Raw genomic sequence first — 20,052 nt, forward strand, 5'->3', positions numbered from 1 at the left:
CCGCCGTTCGGGTCAGTGTCGGAAGTGCCGACGCCCGGTGAAGACCATCGGGATGCCGCGCTCGTTGCACGCTGCCACCACCTCGTCATCACGCACTGACCCGCCGGGCTGGACGATGGCGCGGACGCCGGCGTCCATGGCTGCGTCTGGCCCGTCGCGGAAGGGGAAGAAGGCGTCGCTGGCCAGGACGGAGCCCTCGTGCCGACCCTCGGACTTCGCGACCGCGAGGTTCACCGAGTCGACCCGGGACATCTGCCCCGCGCCGACCCCCACCACGGCCCGGTTGCTGGTCAGGACGATGCCGTTGGACTTCACGTGCTTGCAGACGGTCCAGGCGAACGCCAACTCGGCCAACGTCGCCTCGTCCGGCTTGGCCTGCGTGGGTGTGGTCCAGGTGTCGGGTGTCTCGGGCGCACTGTCGGGCTCCTGGACCAGCAGCCCACCACTGACGGAGCGGATCACGCGGTCACCTCCGGGGCGGGTCGGGCGCTCGACCGCGAGGATGCGCAGGTTCTTCTTGCCTCGAAGGACGTGGAGCGCGTCGTCGTCGAACCCCGGCGCGACGACCACCTCGGTGAACACCTCGACGATCTGCTCCGCGGTGGCACGGTCGATCGTGCGGTTCGCGGCGACGATGCCGCCGAAGACGCTCACCGGGTCGCCGGCCCGGGCCAGCGGGTATGCCGCCGCAAGGGTGTCCGCAACGGCCAGGCCGGCGGGGTTGGTGTGCTTGATGATGGCGATGCAGGGGTCGTCGAAGTCGAGGGCCATCCCCAGTGCCGCGTCGGTGTCGAGGATGTTGTTGTAGGACAGTTCCTTGCCACCGAGCACGGTCGCGCTTCCAAGCCCCCACGGCTGCCCGCGCTCCACGTAGTAGGCGGCGCCCTGATGCGGGTTCTCGCCGTAGCGAAGGCCATGGGCCTTGGCGTAGACCGGCCCGTGACGTTCGGGGAACGCCACGTCGCGGGCGAACCAGGCCGACACGTCGGCGTCGTAGCTGGCGGTGTGCGCGAACGCCTGGGCGGCCAGGTTCCGTCGCGTCTCACCCGACAATCCGCCGGTGGCGTTGATCTCGGCGATGATGGCCTCGTAGCCGGCCGGCGAGGTGACGACACCGACGTGCCGGTGGTTCTTCGCGGCGGCACGGACCATGGTCGGGCCACCGATGTCGATCATCTCGATGGCGGCGGCGGGCGTGACATCGGGGTCGGCGACCGTGTCCCGGAACGGGTAGAGGTTCACGACCACCAGGTCCACCGGGGTGATGCCGTTCTCGTCGAGGGCCTGGCGGTGCGACTCGTTGTCGCGGTCGGCCAGGATCCCGCCGTGGATGGCCGGGTGGAGCGTCTTGACCCGCCCGTCCATCATCTCGGGTGAGCCGGTCACGTCGGCGACCTCCGTCACCTCGATGCCGACTGACCGGATGCGGGCGGCGGTCGAGCCGGTGGACACGATCTCGACACCGGCGCCGAAGAGGCTGGTGGCCATTATCTCCAGGCCGGTCTTGTCGTAGACGCTGATCAGGGCTCGCCGGACCTGTGTGACGTCGGTGTTCTGGGCGTCGGGTGTCATCGCTGTGCTGCTCCGTGGGTGGCGGTGGTCTGGCTGGGTGGTGGCAGGGGTGGGTCTGGGTGGTGGCGTGGTGTCTGGCGGACGTGCGGCCCACCAGGGCGGTAGGGCGGCGTCAGGCTGGCGCGATGGTCACCCGTCGGCCGGTGCGCGTCACCCGGCCGGCGCAGATCGCCGCGACCACCTCGGGGAGGAGGATGTGCTCCTGCTGCTGGATCCGCCCGTGCAGCGTAGCGACCGTGTCGTCGTCCAGGACCGGGACGGCCCGCTGCGCGATGATCGGACCGTGATCCACTTCCTCATCGACGTAGTGGACCGTGACACCGCTGACCTTCACGCCCCACTCCAGCGCATCGGCGGGGGCGTGTGCCCCGGCGAAGGCCGGCAACAGGGAGGGGTGGACATTCACCGTAGGCCAGGTCGACACGAAGGTGCCGGAGAGGATCTTCATGAATCCGGCGAGCACGACCAGGTCGGGGCGGACCGCGGCCACCTGGTCCTGGAGGGCCGCTTCCCAGGTGCGGCGGTCAGGGTGGTCAGCCAGCCGCACGCTGGTGGCCGGAACACCGGCGTCCACCGCACGGGCCAGGCCACCGGCGTCTGGGGTGTCCGAGGCGACGAGGACGATCTCCCCGCCCAGGTCGGGAGAGTCCAGCAGCGCCTGGAGGTTGGATCCCGACCCACTGATGAGCACTACGATCCGTGGTTTTGCCATCACAGAACCCGACGGTTTGGTAGCCTCGGTTGCCTGACCCACCGGTACATCATCATCCCTGGCCCCGTACCCTAGCCGTGCAGACCCGGGAGTCTTCCCGGTGCATGAGCGGTACGACCCCACGGAGTGGCAGTGGCACGAGACAAGGCTGATGGCCTGCAGGCGCATCACACGCCTGAGTATGTGGCCAGCCGACCCCGATTGCGGGGCATCAGCCACCTCGTCATGGCTCCGGTCGCCGCGGTGATGGCCGTGGCCCTCGTCTGGAACGCCAGTGGTGTCGGTCGGATCACGACCGGGGTCTTCGGTGTGCTCCTGGTCGGGCTGTACAGCATCTCGGGCAGCTATCACGTGCCGGCCTGGACCGGGCGTGTGCGCATGCTGTGGGGACGGGTCGACACGGCGATGATCGTGCTGTTCATCGCCGGGACGTTCACCCCGATCGCCTGGAGCGCCCTCGACGGGCAGTGGCGGTTCTGGAGCCTCATCATCGCCTGGCTCGTGGCACTGGTCGGCGCCGGCCTGGCCATCTCACCCGTCACGGCGCCCCGCTGGCTCCGGACCTTCGGATATGTGGCCATCGGCTGGCTGATGGTCGTCCCGATGTTCAAGATCGCAGCCAGCCTGCCACTGGCTGGCACGCTGCTGATCGTCCTCGGCGGGGTGCTCTACACCCTCGGCGGTGTGGTCTACGCCCGCGAGCGTCCGAACCCCGCTCCGGAGTGGTTCGGGTACCACGAGATCTTCCACCTTTTCGTGGTCGCCGCCTCGGTCTGTCACTACGTGGCGATCCTGCGCTACGTGGCCTAAGCTTTCGGCCGCGCGTCGGGGCCGGGACCAGCGTGTTCAATGGCCGGTCACACGTGCCCGACCGTCCACGAGTTGTTCACGGGGGTGTGGGTACTCTTGGCTTCGGCGGTCGGCGTCGCAGTGCGAGACCCAGATGGGTCGCGCCGCCCGTGACAGATCGCGAGGAGACGCATCATCACATCCGCGTCCGCTGCACTCGCATCCATCACCCAAACGGACCCGCACAGCGGGCCCGTCGATCGCTACCGCGGCCGCACTGACATCGCCTGGCCGCACCTGATGGAGGAACCAACGAATGAACGTTGACCGCACCAATCACCTGACCTACAAGGTCGCCGATCTCTCGCTGGCCGAGGCCGGCCGGCACCAGATTCGCCTGGCCGAGCACGAGATGCCCGGCCTGATGGCGATCCGCGAGGAGTACGGCGAGGCGCAACCCCTGGCCGGCGCCCGCATCGGCGGCTCGCTGCACATGACCACCCAGACCGCGGTGCTGATCGAGACCCTCGTGGCCCTCGGCGCCGATGTGCGCTGGTGCTCGTGCAACATCTTCTCCACCGAGGACGGCGCAGCAGCAGCCGTCGTGGTCGGTCCCGAGGGCACGCCGGAGGACCCGCAGGGCATCCCCGTCTTCGCCTGGAAGGGCGAGACGCTGGAGGAGTACTGGTGGTGCACCGAGCAGATGCTCGACTTCGCCAGCGCGTCAGATGACGCGGACGTTCGCGGCCCGAACATGATCCTGGACGACGGCGGCGACGCCACCCTGCTGATCCACAAGGGCACCGAGTTCGAGGCGAACGGGGTGGTCCCACCGACCAACGAGGACGACAGCGAGGAGTACGCCGTCATCCTCGACCTCCTGCGCCGCTCGCTGGACAGCAACTCGAGCCGCTTCACGGAGATGGGCGCTGGCATCAAGGGTGTCACCGAGGAGACCACGACCGGGGTCATGCGCCTGTACGAGTTCGAGCGCGACGGGACCTTGCTGTTCCCTGCGATCAACGTCAACGACGCGGTGACGAAGTCGAAGTTCGACAACAAGTACGGCACCCGCCACTCACTGGTGGACGGCATCAACCGTGCGACGGACACGCTGATCGGCGGCAAGACCGCCGTGGTGTGTGGCTACGGCGACGTCGGGAAGGGCTCGGCGGAGTCGCTCCGCGGCCAGGGTGCCCGCGTGATCATCACCGAGATCGACCCGATCTGTGCGCTCCAGGCCGCCATGGACGGCTACCAGGTGACAACGCTCGAGGAGGTCATCGACACCGCTGACATCTTCATCACCGCCACCGGCAACAAGGACATCATCTCGGCCGAGCTGATGAAGCAGATGAAGCACCAGGCCATCGTCGGGAACGTCGGCCACTTCGACAACGAGATCGACATGGCCGGTCTGGCCCGGATCCCGGGGATCACCAAGACCGAGATCAAGCCGCAGGTGCACGAGTGGACCTTCGAGGGCGGCAAGAACCTCATCGTGCTGTCGGAGGGTCGGCTGCTCAACCTGGGCAACGCGACCGGTCACCCGTCGTTCGTCATGTCCAACTCCTTCGCGAACCAGACGATCGCCCAGATCGAGCTGTGGACGAAGACCGAGGAGTACCCGCTGGGTGTCTACACGATCCCGAAGCACCTGGATGAGAAGGTCGCGCGCCTCCACCTCGACGCACTCGGGGTGAAGCTGACCGAGCTGACCAAGGCCCAGGCCGAGTACATCGGCGTGGACGTCGACGGCCCCTACAAGCCGGACGCCTACCGCTACTAGCACCTCGACCCTGATCAACGGCCGGCCTTCGGGCCGGCCGTTCCGTGCCAGGCCCCGTTCGGTGCCTGCTGTCCGCACGCATGCGTGAGTTGACCCGGTCAGGGCGGTACAACTCACGCATGCGGAGACCCATCAGCGATGAGAGCAGACGGGCGCTGCTGGCCGAGCGGCAGCTGCTCGGAGGAGCCGCCTCGTCGGGATGGGGCGACCGCGGGGTTGTGGACGTCGCGGCGGCCGTGGGGCCGTTGCACTCCACCGATCCCTCCTCCGCCTACCTGCAGATCGCGGCCCGGGCCGACGTCTCGCCCAGGGACATCGACCAAGCGCTGTACGAGGATCGGGAACTGCTCCGCCACACCACCCTCCGGCGGACCGTCCACCTGCTCCTGCCCGACGTCGCCGCCGCGGCGCACGGGGCCTACAACTACCGCATGCTCCCGACGCTGCGAGGGCAGCTGGTCAAGTGGCTGGACGCGTGTCCGGACGTGAAGGGCGACGCGGCGGCCTGGCTGGCGGAGGTCGAAGACCGGGTCGTGGCCGCCGTCACCGATTTGGACGAACCCTCGGGCGGTGACCTGAGCACGGCCGTTCCGGAACTCGGGACCGTGGTCGAACCGGCGCCGGGCAAGTCCTACGGCAAGCCGATCAGGATCACCTCGAAGGTCCTCGAGATCCTCATCGCAGAGGGGCGCATCGCCCGCAACCGGCCTCGTGGCGAGGACTGGACCTCAGGTGCGTGGAGCTACGCGCCAGTCACGGGCTGGATCCCGGACGGACTCGGCACGCCGGATCCTGAGCCGTCGCTCGCCAAGCTGCTCACCGTCAGGCTGACCTCCCTCCCGGCGGCAAGCGTCGTCGACCTGGCCTGGTGGACCGGTCTGCCCAAGGGGCAGGTCAAGACCGCACTGGCCACGATCGAGGCGGAGGAGGTGGAGCGGGAGGACGGCGCCGTCGGCTACGTGCTGCCGGAGGACGACCTGACGCCGGTCGGGCACGAGCCAGCGGCCGCCCTGCTGCCCGGACTCGACGCCACCCCGATGGGCTGCAAGGAGCGCGACTGGTTCCTGGGTCGACTCGAGGACGAGCTGTTCGACCGCAACGGCAACATCGGACCCACGGTCTGGTGGGGCGGGCGGATCATCGGCGGGTGGACCCAACGCACGGACGGGCAGGTGGCCGTGGGGTATCTGGAAGACGTCGATGCGGCAGTTCGCCGTGCTGTGGAGGACGAGGCCGAGCGGCTGCAGGCCTGGATCGGGGAGGTCAGGGTGAACTGGCGCTATCCGACCCCGCTGCAGAAGCGCCTGGAGGCGTAGCGCGCGGCTAGATGAGGTCGAGCCCGGCGACGGTGTCCCGCTCGTCAGCCAACTCGGCGACAGTCGCGTCGACCCGACCACGACTGAACTCGTTCAGATCCAGCCCCTGGACGATGCTCCAGGCGCCGTCGCTCGTGGTGCATGGGAAGGAGGAGATGAGCCCCTCGGGCACGCCGTAGCTGCCGTCGGACGGGACGGCCATGCTGACCCAGTCACCCTCCGGCGTCCCCAGCGCCCAGTCCCGCATGTGATCCAGCGCCGCGGAGGCAGCCGACGCAGCTGACGACGCTCCACGCGCCTCGATGATCGCCGCGCCGCGCTTCTGAACCGTCGGGATGAAGGTGTCCTCCAGCCACGCCTGATCGTCCACGCGCTCGGCGGCGATCTGACCGTCGACCTGGCAGTGGAACAGGTCGGGGTACTGCGTGGCCGAGTGGTTGCCCCAGATCGTCATCTTGGTGATGTCGTTGACGCTGGCGCCGGTCTTGGCGGCGAGCTGGGACATGGCCCGGTTGTGGTCGAGCCGGGTCATGGCGGTGAACTGCTCGTCGGGAAGGTCAGGGGCGTTGTTCATCGCGATCAGGCAGTTGGTGTTGGCCGGGTTGCCGACGACGAGCACCTTGACCTCGCGGGAGGCGTGATCGTTGAGGGCCTTGCCCTGACCGGTGAAGATCGCGCCGTTGGCCTCGAGCAGATCGGCCCGCTCCATGCCCGGGCCACGTGGCCGCGAGCCGACGAGCAGCGCGAAGTCGGCATCGGCGAACGCCACAGCCGGATCATCGGACTGCACGGTTCCGGCCAGGAGCGGGAAGGCGCAGTCGTCGAGCTCCATCACCACACCCTTCAGCGCGTCCATCGCAGGTGGGATCTCGAGCATCTGCAGGATCACGGGCTGGTCGGGACCGAGCATCCCGCCGCTGGCGATCCGGAAGAGGAGTTGATACCCGATCTGACCGGCGGCTCCGGTGACGGCGACACGGACGGGCGGCTTGCTCACGGTTGACTCCCTGCTCGGCTGGACGGGGTTGGCTGAACTGAGTTGGCGCCCGGCAGCCTACCCAGCCTCCTCGTCGCCGGTCGAGGCGGCTCCCAGGACGATGACCTGGTCGGCCACGGCGCGGATGCGTTCGCGATGACTGACCACGATCAGGGTCTGGCGGGCCTTCGCGGCGAGAAGCCGTTCCCAGACGATGGCCTCGGTGTCGGCATCGAGCGCCGAGGAGAGGTCGTCGACGATCAGCAGGTCCGGCTGCCGGGCGAAGGCACGGGCCGCTCCCGCCCGCTGGATCTGACCGCCCGACAGGCGGACCCCCTTGGGGCCGACTATGGTGTCCAGTCCGTCGGTCATGGTCGCCAGGTCCGGCGCGAGCGCCGCGATGTGGATCGCGTCGTGCAGGCCCGTCCCGGTTCCCAGCAGGATCGTCTCGCGCAAGGTCTCGCTGAACAGCCGCGGCACCTGTGGCACGTAGGCAACACGCGGTGGCACCATGTCGAGCGCTGGCTGCGCGACCGGGTGGCCGTTCCAGAGGATCTCACCCTCGCTGTCCACCAGACCGAGCAGCGCCCGGAGCAGCGTGCTCTTGCCGGTCCCGACCGCGCCCGTGACGACGGTGAGCGAGCCGGCGGGGATCTCCACGTCGATGGGATCGAGCAGCCCGGTCGTCTCGCCGAGGTCGACGCGGAGGTGGCGAACGGAGAGCGTCTCCAGTGGCGGCAGCTCGCTCCGCCGGCGAGTCCGGTCGTCGAAGCGGCCGGGACCGTCACGCAGCGAGGACGCGAGGGGGGCATCGAGGCGGTCCAGCAGCCGCTCCGCATGGCTCGCAGGCGCCATCAGCCGCTGCATCCGCGTGACGCTGACCTCCGCCTGACGTGTGTAGGTCCCCATCCTGGCAACCCAACGCGGGACGCCCGCGATGACGATCGCGGCGCTGGCGAATAGACCGATGTCCCCGACGGTGGCCTCCCCGGCCGCAAGTGCCGGCGCGAGGAGGAGCAGGGCGAGACCGGTCGAGAGGTTGCCGGTCGCACCGGACAGCGTCTGGAGGGTCTGGGTGGCGACCTGGTCCTTCAGGGCCGCCGCCGCACGGTCACGACCGAGGGCGTCGAACCGGCCTCGTACCGCGCCCTCCGCGCCCGCGGCCTTGATCGCTGTGATGGCGCCGTAGGTGTCACCGATGAAGCCCGTGACCGCGGCCGTGGCGCGCCGCTCCACGATGCGGTACTCCTTCAGCCGGCCGGCCATGCCTCGGGTCAGCGCGAGGGCGACGCCGGCCGGCGCGATGACCAGGACGCCGGCCCGCCAGTCCACGGCGATCAGGATCAGGGCTGCGGTGACCGACGAGACGGCCACGGCAGACATGTCCAGCCACACGTCGGCCACTAAGGCGAGGTGCTTGGTGTCGTCGCGGAAGCGGCTCATCGCCTCGCCGGGGGACTCGGGCAGTCGTCCCGCGGCCGGCCCCGGGGCCGCCACCAGCGATCGCAGCATGTTCACCATCGGAACGGTGTGCCAGAAGATCCACTGGCCGAACCACTGCCAGGCGCTGAACACGTAGACCAGCCAACGCCCGACCTCGATCCCACCCAACGCCACCAGGGCGCCGATGATGAGCCGCGCCTCGCCATCCGCCTGCACCTGGTCCAGCACGACCTTGAGCAGCACACCTGCGAAGACCGGGATGATCTGGAACGTGGTCCATGCCACGAGGGCGATCAGATACGCGACCGGTTCCTGTCGGACGATTCGCCAGGCGGTGCCCGTCGCAGTCGGCGGCATCGAGTCACTCGCCACGGGGCACTTCCGCCGCAGCACCCGGCAGCGCAAGCTGTGCCTGGAGCCGAGCGAACCGCGATGAAGGGTCGCCGGCCAGGTCCGCTCGCCGGCCGGACTCGACGATGCGGCCCTGGTCGACGACGGCGATCCGGTCCGCCCGGTCGAGGGTCGCCAGACGGTGGGCGATGATGACGACCGTCCGGCCCGCCAGGGCCCTGTCCGCGGCGCGGGTGACCAACTCCTCGGTCTCGGGATCCAGTCGACTGGTTGCCTCGTCCAGCACCACGATGCCGGGGTCGGTCAGGAGGATGCGCGCGAAGGCCAGCAGTTGGGCCTCGCCAGCGGACAGCGCTGCGCTGCCATCGACGACGGCGTCGAGGTCCTCGCCGAGCCCGGCGAACCACTCCGCGAGGCCCACCGCGACGATGACCTGCCGCAGGTCGTCATCGGTTGCCGGACCTGCGCCGAGGAGAGTGAGGTTCTCCCGGAGGGTCTGCCGCAGGATCTGGACCTCCTGCGTGACGACCCCGACGCGCCGGCGCAGCTGGGCCTGCGTGAACTCGCGAACGTCGACGCCGCCGATGGCCACCGAGCCGCCGGTCACGTCCCAGAAGCGGAGCAGCAGCCGGCCGAGCGAGGTCTTGCCCGACCCGGTGCGGCCCACGACACCCAGGATCGTCCCCTCCGCCAGGTGGAGGTCGACCCCCGAGAGCACCGGCCGGTCGGGCTCGTCGGGGTAGGCGAAGTGCACGTCGCGGAAGTCGACGGCCAGCGCACCACTCGGCAGGTCCGCTCCGGGGCCGTCGGTCAGCCGCGGCTCGGTGGCCAGCAGGCGTGCGGCGCGGGTGGATCCGGCCAGCGCGCGCTGGAACTCGGTGATCTGCTCGGCGATGGCCTCGAGGGGCTGCCGGACCATCTGGGCGAAGCGGAACAGCGCAAGGGTGGATCCCAGCGTGAGTTGGCCCTGGCGGTTGAGGTAGATGGCAAGCCCCAGGGTGAGGACGGAGCCCAGGGTGAACGCACCCGCGGCGGCTGCGTAGGCGCTCTCACCACGGACCGAGGCCCGCCGGGCGGTGTCCCACCAGCGCGACTGCGTGGCCTGGAGTCGGTGGACGACGTAGGCCGCCGCGCCGTTGGCCCGGATGTCCTCGAGTCCCCCCAGCCGCTCCTCCAGGTCGGCGTACATCTGCGCTTGGATCTCGCGCTCGGCATCGTAGGCCGGCACGGCGACACGGCGGAGCCGAGCCAGGATCAGACCCGCGACGATGGTGACCACGGCGATCAGCGCCCCGGCCCGGACGTTGATGATGAGCGCGGCGACCAGGGTTCCGGTCAGCAGGATCGCGTTGCCCAGCAGGTTCAGGACGGCCGTCGAGGCGAACGTGACGACGGCATCGATGTCCCCGTCGATCCGCTCGATCAGCAGGCCGGGGCTGTGGCTGCCGTGCCAGGTGAGGTCGAGCGCCAGGGTGTGGCCGGCCAGGTCGAGCCGGATGGCGTTGCCGACCCGCCAGGCGAGCTTGACCGACCAGTAGGTGACCACGAGCTGCAGCGAGTCCGCCGTCAGGGTGATCAGGAGGAACGTGGCGACGAGGGCCAGCAGGTCCTGGGTCGGCAGGCCGGCCAGCGCGCCGTCGACGATCTGGCCCAGCAGAACCGGCGCGAGCACCGGGAGACCCATGGTGACCAGCAGGAGCAGGGTGAGCAGCGCGAGCGCCCTCCGCTCCGGGCGCAGGTACGCGAGGAGCAGCGTCAGGTCGGAGCGCTGCTGGGTGCTCTCGCCCTCCTCCGGCGCGTCCACAGCCGGTTGACGCTACCTCGCCGCGTCAACCCGCGCATGAGCCACTCGGTCGGCGAGCCTGACGGTCCCCGGTGGGAGCCTCACGGTCCGGCCGGGGAGCCCTGCGCCAACCCTCCCCGCAGTGAGGCGGGACCGGACCGCGGGGCGGGCAGGCTACTCGGAGGGGTCGACGTCGGGCAGGTCGTCAGCCGGCGCCGGATCCACCGGTGGAACCGGCTGGGGTGGGTCGACCTCGAGGCCGGCCGGGACCAGGCCGCCGCCGTTCAGCCCCTGCCAACTCCCGAATGCCTCGTCGACCGTGATCATCGCCTCCTCATCCAGCCGTGCCGCCAACTCGAGGAACAGTCCGTTCACCCGGTTCTGCTCGATCTGCGCGCGCAACTCGTCCTCGACGGCGTCGAGCTCAGGTGGTGGTTCGGTCGTGATGACGTGCCACCCGAAGTCGGTCTGGACAGGATCGCTGACCTCGCCGAACTCCAGGGCCATGGCCGCCTCCTCGAACGGCTCCACGAACCCGCCGGGCTCCAGCGGCCCCAGCCGGCCACCCTGGATGGCGCTCTGCTCATCGAGGGATACGTCCCGGGCCACGTCGGCGAAGGACTCCCCGTCATCGATCCGCGCCAGTGCGGCCTCGGCCCCTTCCTCGGTCTGGACCAGAAGGTGGGATACCAGGGGGGCGGTGAAGTTGGCGTCGTAGAACTGCTGGAGGTCCTCGTCGGTGACCTCCGCGGGCTCGCCCACGATCGCCTCCGCGTACAGCGCGGTCCGGAACTGGACACGGACCTGCTCGAGGCTCTGGCCGGACTCCTCCAGCGCCTCTTCGAACTGGGACTGCTCACCCTCGAAGCCGGTCTCGATGATCTCGTCGACCTGCTCGTCGACCTGGGCATCGGTGATCTCGATCCCCTCCTCGGCGGCCGCCGCGGTCATGGCGTCCTGGGTGATGAAGTCGCTGATCACGCGGGAGAGAACCGATCGCTCCTCGGCGGACGCGTTCTCGATGTCGCGCATCGCCTCGATGGTCTGCTGGTCCACCACGCCCTCCAGGCGCTCCGCCAACTCGTCCCGGGTCGTCTCCTCTCCGAACACGGTGTAGACGGGCTCCGTCGACCCGCCGAGGAAGGTCACCGCAGCCAGCGCCCCGAGCAGCACGACGAGCACAACTCCGACGAGGAGGACAGCACGCCGGCTGGTGTCCGGTTGCTCGGTCGACGCGTGGGCGTCGGCTGGTGGCGAGAAGGCGGGCGTTGGTTCATCCGCGAGATCCTCCTCGTCCGGCGCCTCTGGATCGCGCTCGTCCGACGCCTCAGAGGTCTCCGCCTGATCGAGTGCCGTGGAAGGCTCCTCATCCTCCGGATCCTCGACGGTCGATGAGCTCGGCGACGTGGAGGCAGCCTGATGATCACCCTCACCCGTGACCGCGCCGTGGTCAGGGTCGTGTCCAGGGTCAGGGTCGGGCTCGTCCGTCCGCTCGGGCTTGGTCGGCTCGTGGTCGTCAGGTTCAGGCACCCGGCCAACGTAGGTCGCCGCGGTCCCGAGGACAGGGGTCCGGGCGACCACGCGGCTGGCCTGGTGGGTGGACTTCCCCCCTCCTGAAGGGGCGTAGTCCACCCACCAGCTTGAGCACCGGGATGACTCGGCCCCGACGACCCGACGGGCCAGTCGCCGCTGTCAGGCGTTCAGGCGCTTGATCATCAGCTGTGCGGTCTCGCTGGGGTTGATCCCGACGCTGATGCCCATCTCCTCCAGGGCCGCCTTCTTGTCTGCTGCGGTCTCCCCGCCATCTGAGCCTTCCTTCACGATGGCGCCGGCGTGGCCCATCTGCTTGCCCGGGGGTGCCGAGAACCCGGCCACATAGGCCACACACGGGGTGTCCGGGATGTTCTCGGCGATCCAGCGCCCGACCTTCTGCTCCTCGGTCCCGCCGATCTCACCGACGAAGACGATCGCCTCGGTCTCGGGATCCTCGGCGAACTTGGGGACGATGTCCATGAAGTTGGAGCCGATGATGGGGTCACCGCCGATGCCGACGCAGGTGGAGATGCCGATTCCGGCCAGGTTCAACTCGTGCATGATCTGGTAGGTCAAGGTCCCGGACCGGGACACCAAACCGACCGTGCCGGGCTTGGTGATCGATTCGGGGATGATGCCGATGTTGGACTTGCCGGGCGAGATGAGTCCGGGACAGTTCGGGCCGATCAGGACCGGCCCGCTGCTCATGTCGAAGGTGCCGTCCTCGTTCCGGTGGTAGAGCGTGTTGTAGACCTGAGCCATGTCGTGGACCGGGACGCCCTCGGTGATCGCAACGATGACCTCGATGCCGGCCTCGTAGGCCTCCAGGATCGCGTCCTTCGTGAACGGCGCTGGAACCATGACCATGCTGGCGTTCGCGCCGGTCTCGTCCTTTGCCTCCTGAACGGTCGAGAAGATCGGGACGTCCACGCCCTCCCAGTTCTGGCCGCCCTTCTTCGGATGGGTGCCGGCCACGACCTTGGTGCCGTAGTCCTTGTTGCGCTTGCCGTGGAACGTGCCCTGACCGCCGGTCCCCTGGATGAGGACCTTGGTGGTCTCGTCGATGATGATTGCCATGTGGTTCTACGCCTCTTTCGCGAGCGCAACGGCCTTCTCGGCCGCCTCGATCATGCCGCTTGCCGACACCAGGTTCGGATGACCTGATTCCTCCAGGATCCGCCGGCCCTCGTCGGCGGAGTTGCCATCCAGCCGGACCACGAGCTTCTGAGTGACGTCACCCAGCATGTCGAGGGCGCCGAGGACACCGTTGGCCACGTCGTCGCACCGGGTGATGCCACCGAAGATGTTGATCATCATCACCTTCACGGCCGGGTCACCGAGTACGAAGGCGATGCCGCCGGCCATCGACTCGGCCGTCGCGCCGCCACCGGCGTCCAGGAAGTTGGCTGCCTCGCCGCCGGCCTGAGCTACGACATCGAGGGTGCTCATCACCAGTCCAGCGCCGTTGCCCATGATGCCGATGTCGCCGTCCAGCTTGACGTACTGGAGGTCCTGCTCCTTGGCCTTGGCCTCGAGGTCGTCACCCATCTCGCCCGGTGGGACCGGCCCCTCCAGCGACTCGATCTCGGGCTGGCGGAACAGGGCGTTGTCGTCGATCGAGACCTTGGAGTCCAGGGCGATGATCCGCCCGTCGGTGGTCTTGATCAGCGGGTTGATCTCGAACAGCGTCGCGTCGGCCGCCACGAACCCGTCGTACAGCGTCTTCAGCAGGTCGACCTGCTGATCCCGCGTCTCGGCCGGCATGGCACCGGAGTCGAGGATCTGGTTCGCCAGCTCATCGGTCATCCCGGCGGTGGGGTCGATCGTGACCTTGGCCACCTTCTCCGGCTGGGTCCGGTTGACCTCCTCGATCTCGACGCCACCTTCGACGCTGCAGATGGCCAGGTAGCCCTTGGAGACACGGTCATGGAGGAGGGAGAGGTAGTACTCCTCGGCGATGTCGCTCGCCTTCTCCACCAAGACCTTGTGGACGACGTGGCCCTTGATGTCCAGGCCGAGGATCGCCTCGGCGGCCTCCTTGGCGGCAGCGGCATCCGGGCAGTACGTCACCCCGCCGGCCTTGCCCCGTCCGCCGGTCAGGACCTGGGCCTTGACCATGACCGGAGCGCCGTACTCCGTGGCCAGCCGGTGCGCCTCCTCAGCGGTGGTGGCGATCTGGCCCTGGGGGGTGGTGGGAATGCCGTGGGCGCGGAAGACGTCCTTGCCCTGGAACTCCATGAGATCCACGGTGTTGTCCTTACTCGTAGCGGTCGTGGGGTCACTGGAGGACCCTCGCCGGGAGCCTAGCCCACAGCTGGGGGCGCTAACCCAATCGAGGTGCGCGATCCCCGGTGCCTGGGCAGCATTGGCGGGGATGGCGACCGTGGACCCACCGGAGGGGACAGACGCAGGACCGGACGCACACGCTGCCGGGGAAGCAGACGCAGCTGGGAAGGGGGACGAAGCCCGGGAGGCAGACGCAATCGGGGAGGCAGAGTACGGACCGGGCGGGTACCTCCCACCGCGGGCGGCGGCGCGGGCGCGAAAGATCGTGCTCCGGGAACAGATGGGGGTGGGATGGCCCATCGCCGCCGTCGTCGCCGGCCTCGCGATCGTGGCGATCACCCTGCCCCTGGTGCTGTCCTCCGGCGGTGAGCCCGAGGCGCCGTTCGTCGACGTCGGCGCCATCGACGCCGTCCCGGCGGCCGGCAGCGCGTTCCTTGACGCCGGAGCAGCCGAGGTGCTCGTGGTGCGCGGCACCGGCAGCCTGCTGGCGTTCCTGGACGCATCGGAGGGGGCGGCGTTCTGTCCCGCCTCACGACGAATCGAGGACGGCGAACGGGCCTGGACCGTGCAGGGCCGGCTGGTCGTCGGCGAAGGCTCATCCCTGCGACCCGTTGCGGTCTCGGCATTCGAGGACCGGCTGTTCGTCAACATCGAGGAGCCGGCCGAGCCGCTGCCGCCGAACGTGGGTCAGGAGCAACTGGGCTGCTGAGGACACGAATGGGTCCCGCCGGGACCGCTCACCGGTCCCAGCACCCGGGCGGTGGGCAGCGCCACGGTGTGCCGGCGGAGTAGTCACTCCGAGCCAATTCACTCAAGTGTTTTGATTTGAACGGTCGATAGGCTTGATGCTGGGTACAGACGAACTGCCTCACCGACCAGGAGTGCTCTCCGCGTGACCCTCAGTGCCGAGATGGAGTACGACGACCGAGCGTTGCTGCGCCGCCAGGCCAGCATCGCCGTTCGGAGCCTCCTGCGGCCCGGGACCTACATCGGCACCGCCAGGGAGGTGGCGCTGACCGCCGTCCACGCCGCCGCCTACCCGTTCGGGATCGCCCGGGACGCCAACCGCCGATCGACCGCGATGCTCGAGGAGGAGGCGGCGGACGAGCTCGACCTGACCGACCTCGTAGCCGACAGCGAGACCGCGGCCATCCCCGTGATCCTGGTCCATGGCTGGGTCCACAATCGCAGTGCGTTCCTCGGAACCAGCCGTGTGCTCCGTCGTCACGGATTCCGGCACATCCACGCCTTCGACTACAACCCACTGGTCTACGACATCCCGGAGATCGCCGGGATGTTGGCCGCCGAGGTCGAGCGGGTGCTGTCGATCACCGGCGCCGAGCAGGCGATGATCGTGGGCCACTCGCTCGGCGGGCTGGTGACGCGGTACTACATCCAGCAGCTCGGTGGGCATGAGCGGATCGACACCGTCATCACGCTCGGCACCCCACACCGCGGCACCTACGCCGCCTACCTCGGGCCCGGGGCGGCCGCACCGCAGATGCGACCGGGAAGTGGTTTCCTCCGGCAACTGCAGGAGACGGCACGACCGAGCGCGGTGCGGTGGGTTGCGATCTACTCCGACATGGACCTGCTGATCCTGCCCGCGGCGAACGCCAAGCTGGTCCACCCCGCGCTTCGAGCCCACAACGTCCGAGTCTCCGACCTCGGCCATCTCTCGCTGCTGCTGTCGGGCGAGGTGATGCGCGCGGTGGTGACCCACCTGTCCGACCGCACGCTCAACCGACCTCCCGCACTGCCGCCGTCCATGGCCGAGGCCGCCTCGGCGGAGGCGCACCCGCCGTCCGGGCTCCGAGTCGTCCCGGCGCTCACGGCCGACGGCTGAGTCGTCTCCCTCGCTGCGTGTCCCCCTGATCCGGATAGCCGGACTGAACGGACACGTTCCGGGACCGCCGAGTCGGCCGTTGGACGGACACATATCCACAGGGACGGCGACATATCCACAGGGACGGCAGCATTCTGCTCGACCATCGCGTCCTGATTGGCACCCTGCGGGCATGGATCGATACGAGCGCCTCGCCCAGCTCGCGGCGTCGCAGGGTGGACATGTCGCCGCGTGGCAGTGCCGCGTCATCGGGATCCCCAACCAGTGGGTTCATGAGCAGCGCCGTCGCCGCGGTTGGAGCGTCGTCCACGAGGGCGTGTACCGGCTCCCCGGCGTCCCAAGCAGCTGGACCGGTGACCTCTGGGCAGCGCTGCTCTCCACAGCAGCCCCGCGGGCTCGGAAGACGGTCGAGTCGGCGCAGGTCTCCGGCCAGCTGAACCCACCCCTCGGTCTCACGCTCAGCCCGCACGCGCTGGTGACGGCTTGGTCAGCGGCCAAGCTGTACGGGTTCGAGCGGCCACCTCCCGCTCGCCCACAGCTCCTCCTGCCGCAGGACACGCGCAACGCCCGTTCTGGTATCCACGTCACACGCACGCGGCTGTTCCCGGATCACGTCCTCCGTGATGGCCTGCCGTGTGCTCCGCCAGCGCGTGTGCTCTGGGACGCGGCCTGGATCGGCCGCAAGAGCGGCGGCGTCGCCAAGACTCTTCACGACTTCGCAGTGTTCCTCGACCGTACCCGCGTGTTCGCCGTGGCCGAGTTCCTCGCCACCGTCGACGAGCCCGTCCTTGATGGTCTGCCCCGCCGCGTTCCGAGGGCCCTGCGGCGAACGGCGGAGTTGCTGTCACCCGGCTTCTCCCACTCGCGGACCGAGGCACGGGCGCGCCAGGTCGTCCAGCGAGTTGCCGCCGCGCGTGGCCTGGTCGCGTCATCCAGGCCGGTGCCCATCCGGAAAGATGGCCGCATCGTCGCTGAGGCCGACATCGCCATCGAGTCCCTCCGCTGGGACATCGAGATCGACGGGCCACACCACAGCTTCCTGGCCGTTCAGCGGCGGGATCGACGGCGCGACCAAGGCCTTACGGGGATCGACTGGATCACCTCGAGATATCCGACCGAACTGCTGGACGAGAGCCTCACCGACTTCGAGGCATCGGTTGCCACCGACTTGGATCGGATCGTGTCGCTGCGACGGCGCGACGCGGCCGCCTGAGCGGAAGACCAACGGGCCTCCGCAGGTCTGCGTGTCCCCATGATCCCGGTAAGCAGACAGAGGGGACACGCAGCCGGGACAGGGATCAGGCCCGAATCAGCGGGGCGTAGGCCAAGACCAGCCGTTTCGGGCCGAGATCGTCGAAGTCGATGACGGCCTCCTCCTCCCCCGGGCTGCCGGTCATCTCCAGGATCCGACCCTCGCCGAAGCGGGTGTGCAGCACCCGGTCGCCGGCCTTGAAGTCCTCATCCTCATCGGGCTCGGACCGGCGCCGGTACTGGGTCCGCACCCCTGCGGTGGCCAGGGCCCGGCGGGACGGTCCGCCACGGTCCGCTGAGCGGTCGTCGATCATCTCGGGCGGCACCTCACCCAGGAACCGGCTGGGCGGGTTCGACTGGGTGCCGCCGAAGAGGGTCCGGCTCCACGCCGACGCCAGGTACAGCCGCCGCTCCGCCCGGGTCATCCCGACGTAGCAGAGCCGCCGCTCCTCCTCGATCTCCGCGGGCTCGGAGAGGGTGCGGCTGTGCGGGAAGATCCCCTCCTCCATCCCCACCAGGAAGACCACTGGGTACTCGAGGCCCTTGGCGTTGTGCAGCGTCATCAGGGTGACCGGGGCCCCGGTGTCGCTCAGGGCGTCCTGCTCGTTGGTCAGCTGCACCCGCTCCAGGAACTCGGCCAGCAGTCCGACGCCGGGCGTGTCCTCTCCGACCAGGGCGGCGTAGTCCTCCGCGACGCCTTCCAGCTCTGCCAGGTTCTCGAGGCGGCCTTCGGACTCGGGACTTCGATCGGCTTCCAACTCGGCACGGTATCCGGAGTCGTCCAGCACCCGGGCCAGGACCTCTCGGGGGGACAGCTCCTCCTCGATCCACGCCGTCCGCAGTCGGTCCATCAGACCGACGAACCCCTCGATGGACCCCTGTGATCGGGAGGTCAGCGAGGTGATCCGTCCGACCTGCCGGGCTGCCTCGAGCAGGGACACTCGCTCCCGTGCAGCGAACTGGGCCAGCGCACCGGCGCTCTTGTCCCCGATGCCGCGGCGTGGGACGTTGAGGATCCGTCCGACGGCGACGTCGTCGTCGGGGTTGACCAGGACGGTCAGGTACGCCAGGGCGTCCTTGACCTCCTTGCGGTCGTAGAAGCGGGTCGAGCCGATGACCTGGTAGTTCATCTCCAGGCGGAGCAGGACCTCTTCGAGCACCCGCGACTGGGCGTTGGTGCGGTAGAAGATCGCGCAGTCCCCGGGTGAGATGCCGTGCTCGGACTCGAGGCGCCGGATCTCCTCGATGACGAAGGCGGCCTCGTCGTGCTCGTTCTCGGCGGTGTAGCGCACGACCTGCTCGCCGGCGCCGAGGTCGGTCCAGAGGTCCTTCGCCATGCGCTGGGTGTTGTGGGAGATCACCGCGTTGGCGGCATCCAGGATCGTCTGGGTCGACCGGTAGTTGCGGTCCAGCACGATCCGCGTGGCGTCCGGGAAGTCGCTCTCGAAGTCCAGCAGGTTGCGGATGTCGGCGCCGCGGAAGGCGTAGATGGACTGGTCGGAGTCGCCCACGACACAGACGTTGCGATGCTCGGCCGCCAGCATCCTCACCATCTCGTACTGCGCTCGGTTGGTGTCCTGCCACTCGTCGACCAGGACGTGGGCGAACTGGCGCTGGTAGCGCTCCAAAACGTCCGGGAAGAGCATGAAGATCTCGACGGTCTTGACCAGCAGGTCGTCGAAGTCCATGGCGGAGGCGGCGTGCAGCTTCGCGGCGTACGCCTTGTAGATGTCGGCGACCTGGGACTCCCACCAGCCACTCGCCGCCTCGGCGTAGCTCTCGAAGTCCAGCAGTTCGTTCTTGGCCCGCGAGATCTCGTGGTGGGCGGCGCGGATCGGGATCTTCTTGGTGTCGAGGCCGAGGTCCCGGATCACGTCGCGGATGACACGACCCGAGTCGCCGGTGTCGTAGATGCTGAAGTGCTTCTGATACCCCAGACGCGGGGCTTCAGCGCGCAGCAGCCGCGCGCAGGCCGAGTGGAACGTCTGCACCCACATCCCGCCCCAGCGGGTGCGCATCGGCTGCCCCGCCTCGTCGCGGCGGATGCCCACCAGGTCGTCGCCGACCAGGCGTCCGACGCGGTCCTTCATCTCCCCGGCGGCCTTGTTGGTGAAGGTGATCGCGAGGATCTCGTAGGGGTGGACCCCGTCGGCGATCAGCCGGGCGATGCGGTGGGTCAGCACCCGGGTCTTGCCCGAGCCGGCGCCGGCCACCACGAGCAGCGGCCCGTCGTCATGGACCACTGCCTCGTGCTGCTGCGGGTTGAGGCCATCGAGCGGGAGGGAGACAACAGTCACAGTGCCCCCGCAGTCTATGGGTGGGTGAGACACGCGGTACCCTGCGGGCGGTCCTGACCCGATACCGCGTCGCCATCCAGCAGACAGCCGCCCGCGACGCCCGACGAG

15 protein-coding genes are annotated in these 20,052 nt (G+C 69.1%); 6 read left to right on the forward strand and 9 right to left on the reverse strand.

The window, feature by feature from the left end; genetic code table 11:
- Nucleotides 1-12: 12 nt before the first annotated feature.
- Together purH and purN are read right to left on the reverse strand one after the other, a co-directional pair.
- Nucleotides 13-1,572, reverse strand: a complete 1,560-nt coding sequence (gene purH / locus C1746_RS20070; protein WP_116716534.1) for a bifunctional phosphoribosylaminoimidazolecarboxamide formyltransferase/IMP cyclohydrolase — start codon at nt 1,570-1,572, stop codon at nt 13-15.
- Nucleotides 1,573-1,684: 112 nt separating this feature from the next.
- The gene (gene purN, locus C1746_RS20075; RefSeq protein ID WP_116716535.1) at nt 1,685-2,284 is read right to left on the reverse strand and encodes a phosphoribosylglycinamide formyltransferase; all 600 of its coding nucleotides are present in this window, start codon (nt 2,282-2,284) and stop codon (nt 1,685-1,687) included.
- Nucleotides 2,285-2,416: 132 nt separating this feature from the next.
- On the opposite strand from purN, the gene trhA reads away from it, so the two are divergent.
- From trhA to C1746_RS20090, 3 genes are all read left to right on the forward strand, one after another.
- The gene (gene trhA, locus C1746_RS20080; protein ID WP_116716536.1) at nt 2,417-3,094 is read left to right on the forward strand and encodes a PAQR family membrane homeostasis protein TrhA; all 678 of its coding nucleotides are present in this window, start codon (nt 2,417-2,419) and stop codon (nt 3,092-3,094) included.
- Nucleotides 3,095-3,389: 295 nt separating this feature from the next.
- Complete coding sequence (gene ahcY / locus C1746_RS20085; protein WP_116716537.1) at nt 3,390-4,862, forward strand: adenosylhomocysteinase; 1,473 nt, start codon at nt 3,390-3,392, stop codon at nt 4,860-4,862.
- A gap of 119 nt (nt 4,863-4,981) precedes the next feature.
- A complete protein-coding gene (locus C1746_RS20090) occupies nt 4,982-6,178 on the forward strand; it encodes a winged helix DNA-binding domain-containing protein (protein ID WP_162868009.1) in 1,197 nt (398 codons plus the stop codon).
- 7 nt (nt 6,179-6,185) lie between these two features.
- On the opposite strand, the gene C1746_RS20095 is transcribed toward C1746_RS20090, so the two are convergent.
- The 6 genes from C1746_RS20095 to sucC form a co-directional block, all read right to left on the reverse strand.
- Nucleotides 6,186-7,175, reverse strand: coding sequence for a malate dehydrogenase (locus C1746_RS20095; RefSeq protein WP_116716539.1), 990 nt, complete (start codon nt 7,173-7,175; stop codon nt 6,186-6,188).
- Between the two features lie 57 nt (nt 7,176-7,232).
- Nucleotides 7,233-8,969 (reverse strand): ATP-binding cassette domain-containing protein, encoded by a 1,737-nt coding sequence (locus C1746_RS20100; RefSeq protein ID WP_162868010.1) that lies wholly within the window; start codon nt 8,967-8,969, stop codon nt 7,233-7,235.
- On the reverse strand, nt 8,959-10,752 hold the full coding sequence (locus C1746_RS20105) for an ABC transporter ATP-binding protein (RefSeq protein WP_116716541.1): 1,794 nt from the start codon (nt 10,750-10,752) through the stop codon (nt 8,959-8,961). Before C1746_RS20105 ends, C1746_RS20100 begins: the two co-directional genes overlap by 11 nt.
- A gap of 153 nt (nt 10,753-10,905) precedes the next feature.
- Nucleotides 10,906-12,261, reverse strand: coding sequence for a peptidylprolyl isomerase (locus tag C1746_RS20110; protein ID WP_162868011.1), 1,356 nt, complete (start codon nt 12,259-12,261; stop codon nt 10,906-10,908).
- 162 nt (nt 12,262-12,423) lie between these two features.
- A complete protein-coding gene (gene sucD, locus C1746_RS20115) occupies nt 12,424-13,341 on the reverse strand; it encodes a succinate--CoA ligase subunit alpha (protein ID WP_116716543.1) in 918 nt (305 codons plus the stop codon).
- Between the two features lie 6 nt (nt 13,342-13,347).
- Complete coding sequence (gene sucC / locus C1746_RS20120; RefSeq protein ID WP_116716544.1) at nt 13,348-14,511, reverse strand: ADP-forming succinate--CoA ligase subunit beta; 1,164 nt, start codon at nt 14,509-14,511, stop codon at nt 13,348-13,350.
- Nucleotides 14,512-14,638: 127 nt separating this feature from the next.
- Here sucC and C1746_RS20125 point away from each other — a divergent pair, with 127 nt between their 5' ends.
- From C1746_RS20125 to C1746_RS20135, 3 genes are all read left to right on the forward strand, one after another.
- Nucleotides 14,639-15,259 carry a hypothetical protein gene (locus tag C1746_RS20125; protein WP_116716545.1) on the forward strand — a complete coding sequence of 207 codons (621 nt, stop codon included), beginning with the start codon at nt 14,639-14,641 and terminating at the stop codon, nt 15,257-15,259.
- Nucleotides 15,260-15,442: 183 nt separating this feature from the next.
- On the forward strand, nt 15,443-16,396 hold the full coding sequence (locus C1746_RS20130) for an esterase/lipase family protein (protein WP_116716546.1): 954 nt from the start codon (nt 15,443-15,445) through the stop codon (nt 16,394-16,396).
- 172 nt (nt 16,397-16,568) lie between these two features.
- Entirely contained in the window at nt 16,569-17,609 is a 1,041-nt protein-coding gene (locus C1746_RS20135; protein ID WP_116716547.1) for a hypothetical protein, read from the forward strand.
- Between the two features lie 85 nt (nt 17,610-17,694).
- Here the strand turns inward: C1746_RS20135 and pcrA are convergent, their stop codons facing one another.
- Nucleotides 17,695-19,944: a DNA helicase PcrA gene (pcrA, locus tag C1746_RS20140; protein WP_116716548.1), complete on the reverse strand. Its 2,250-nt coding sequence runs from the start codon at nt 19,942-19,944 to the stop codon at nt 17,695-17,697.
- Nucleotides 19,945-20,052 lie beyond the last annotated feature (108 nt).

Source organism: Euzebya tangerina (assembly GCF_003074135.1).
Lineage (GTDB): Bacteria > Actinomycetota > Nitriliruptoria > Euzebyales > Euzebyaceae > Euzebya > Euzebya tangerina.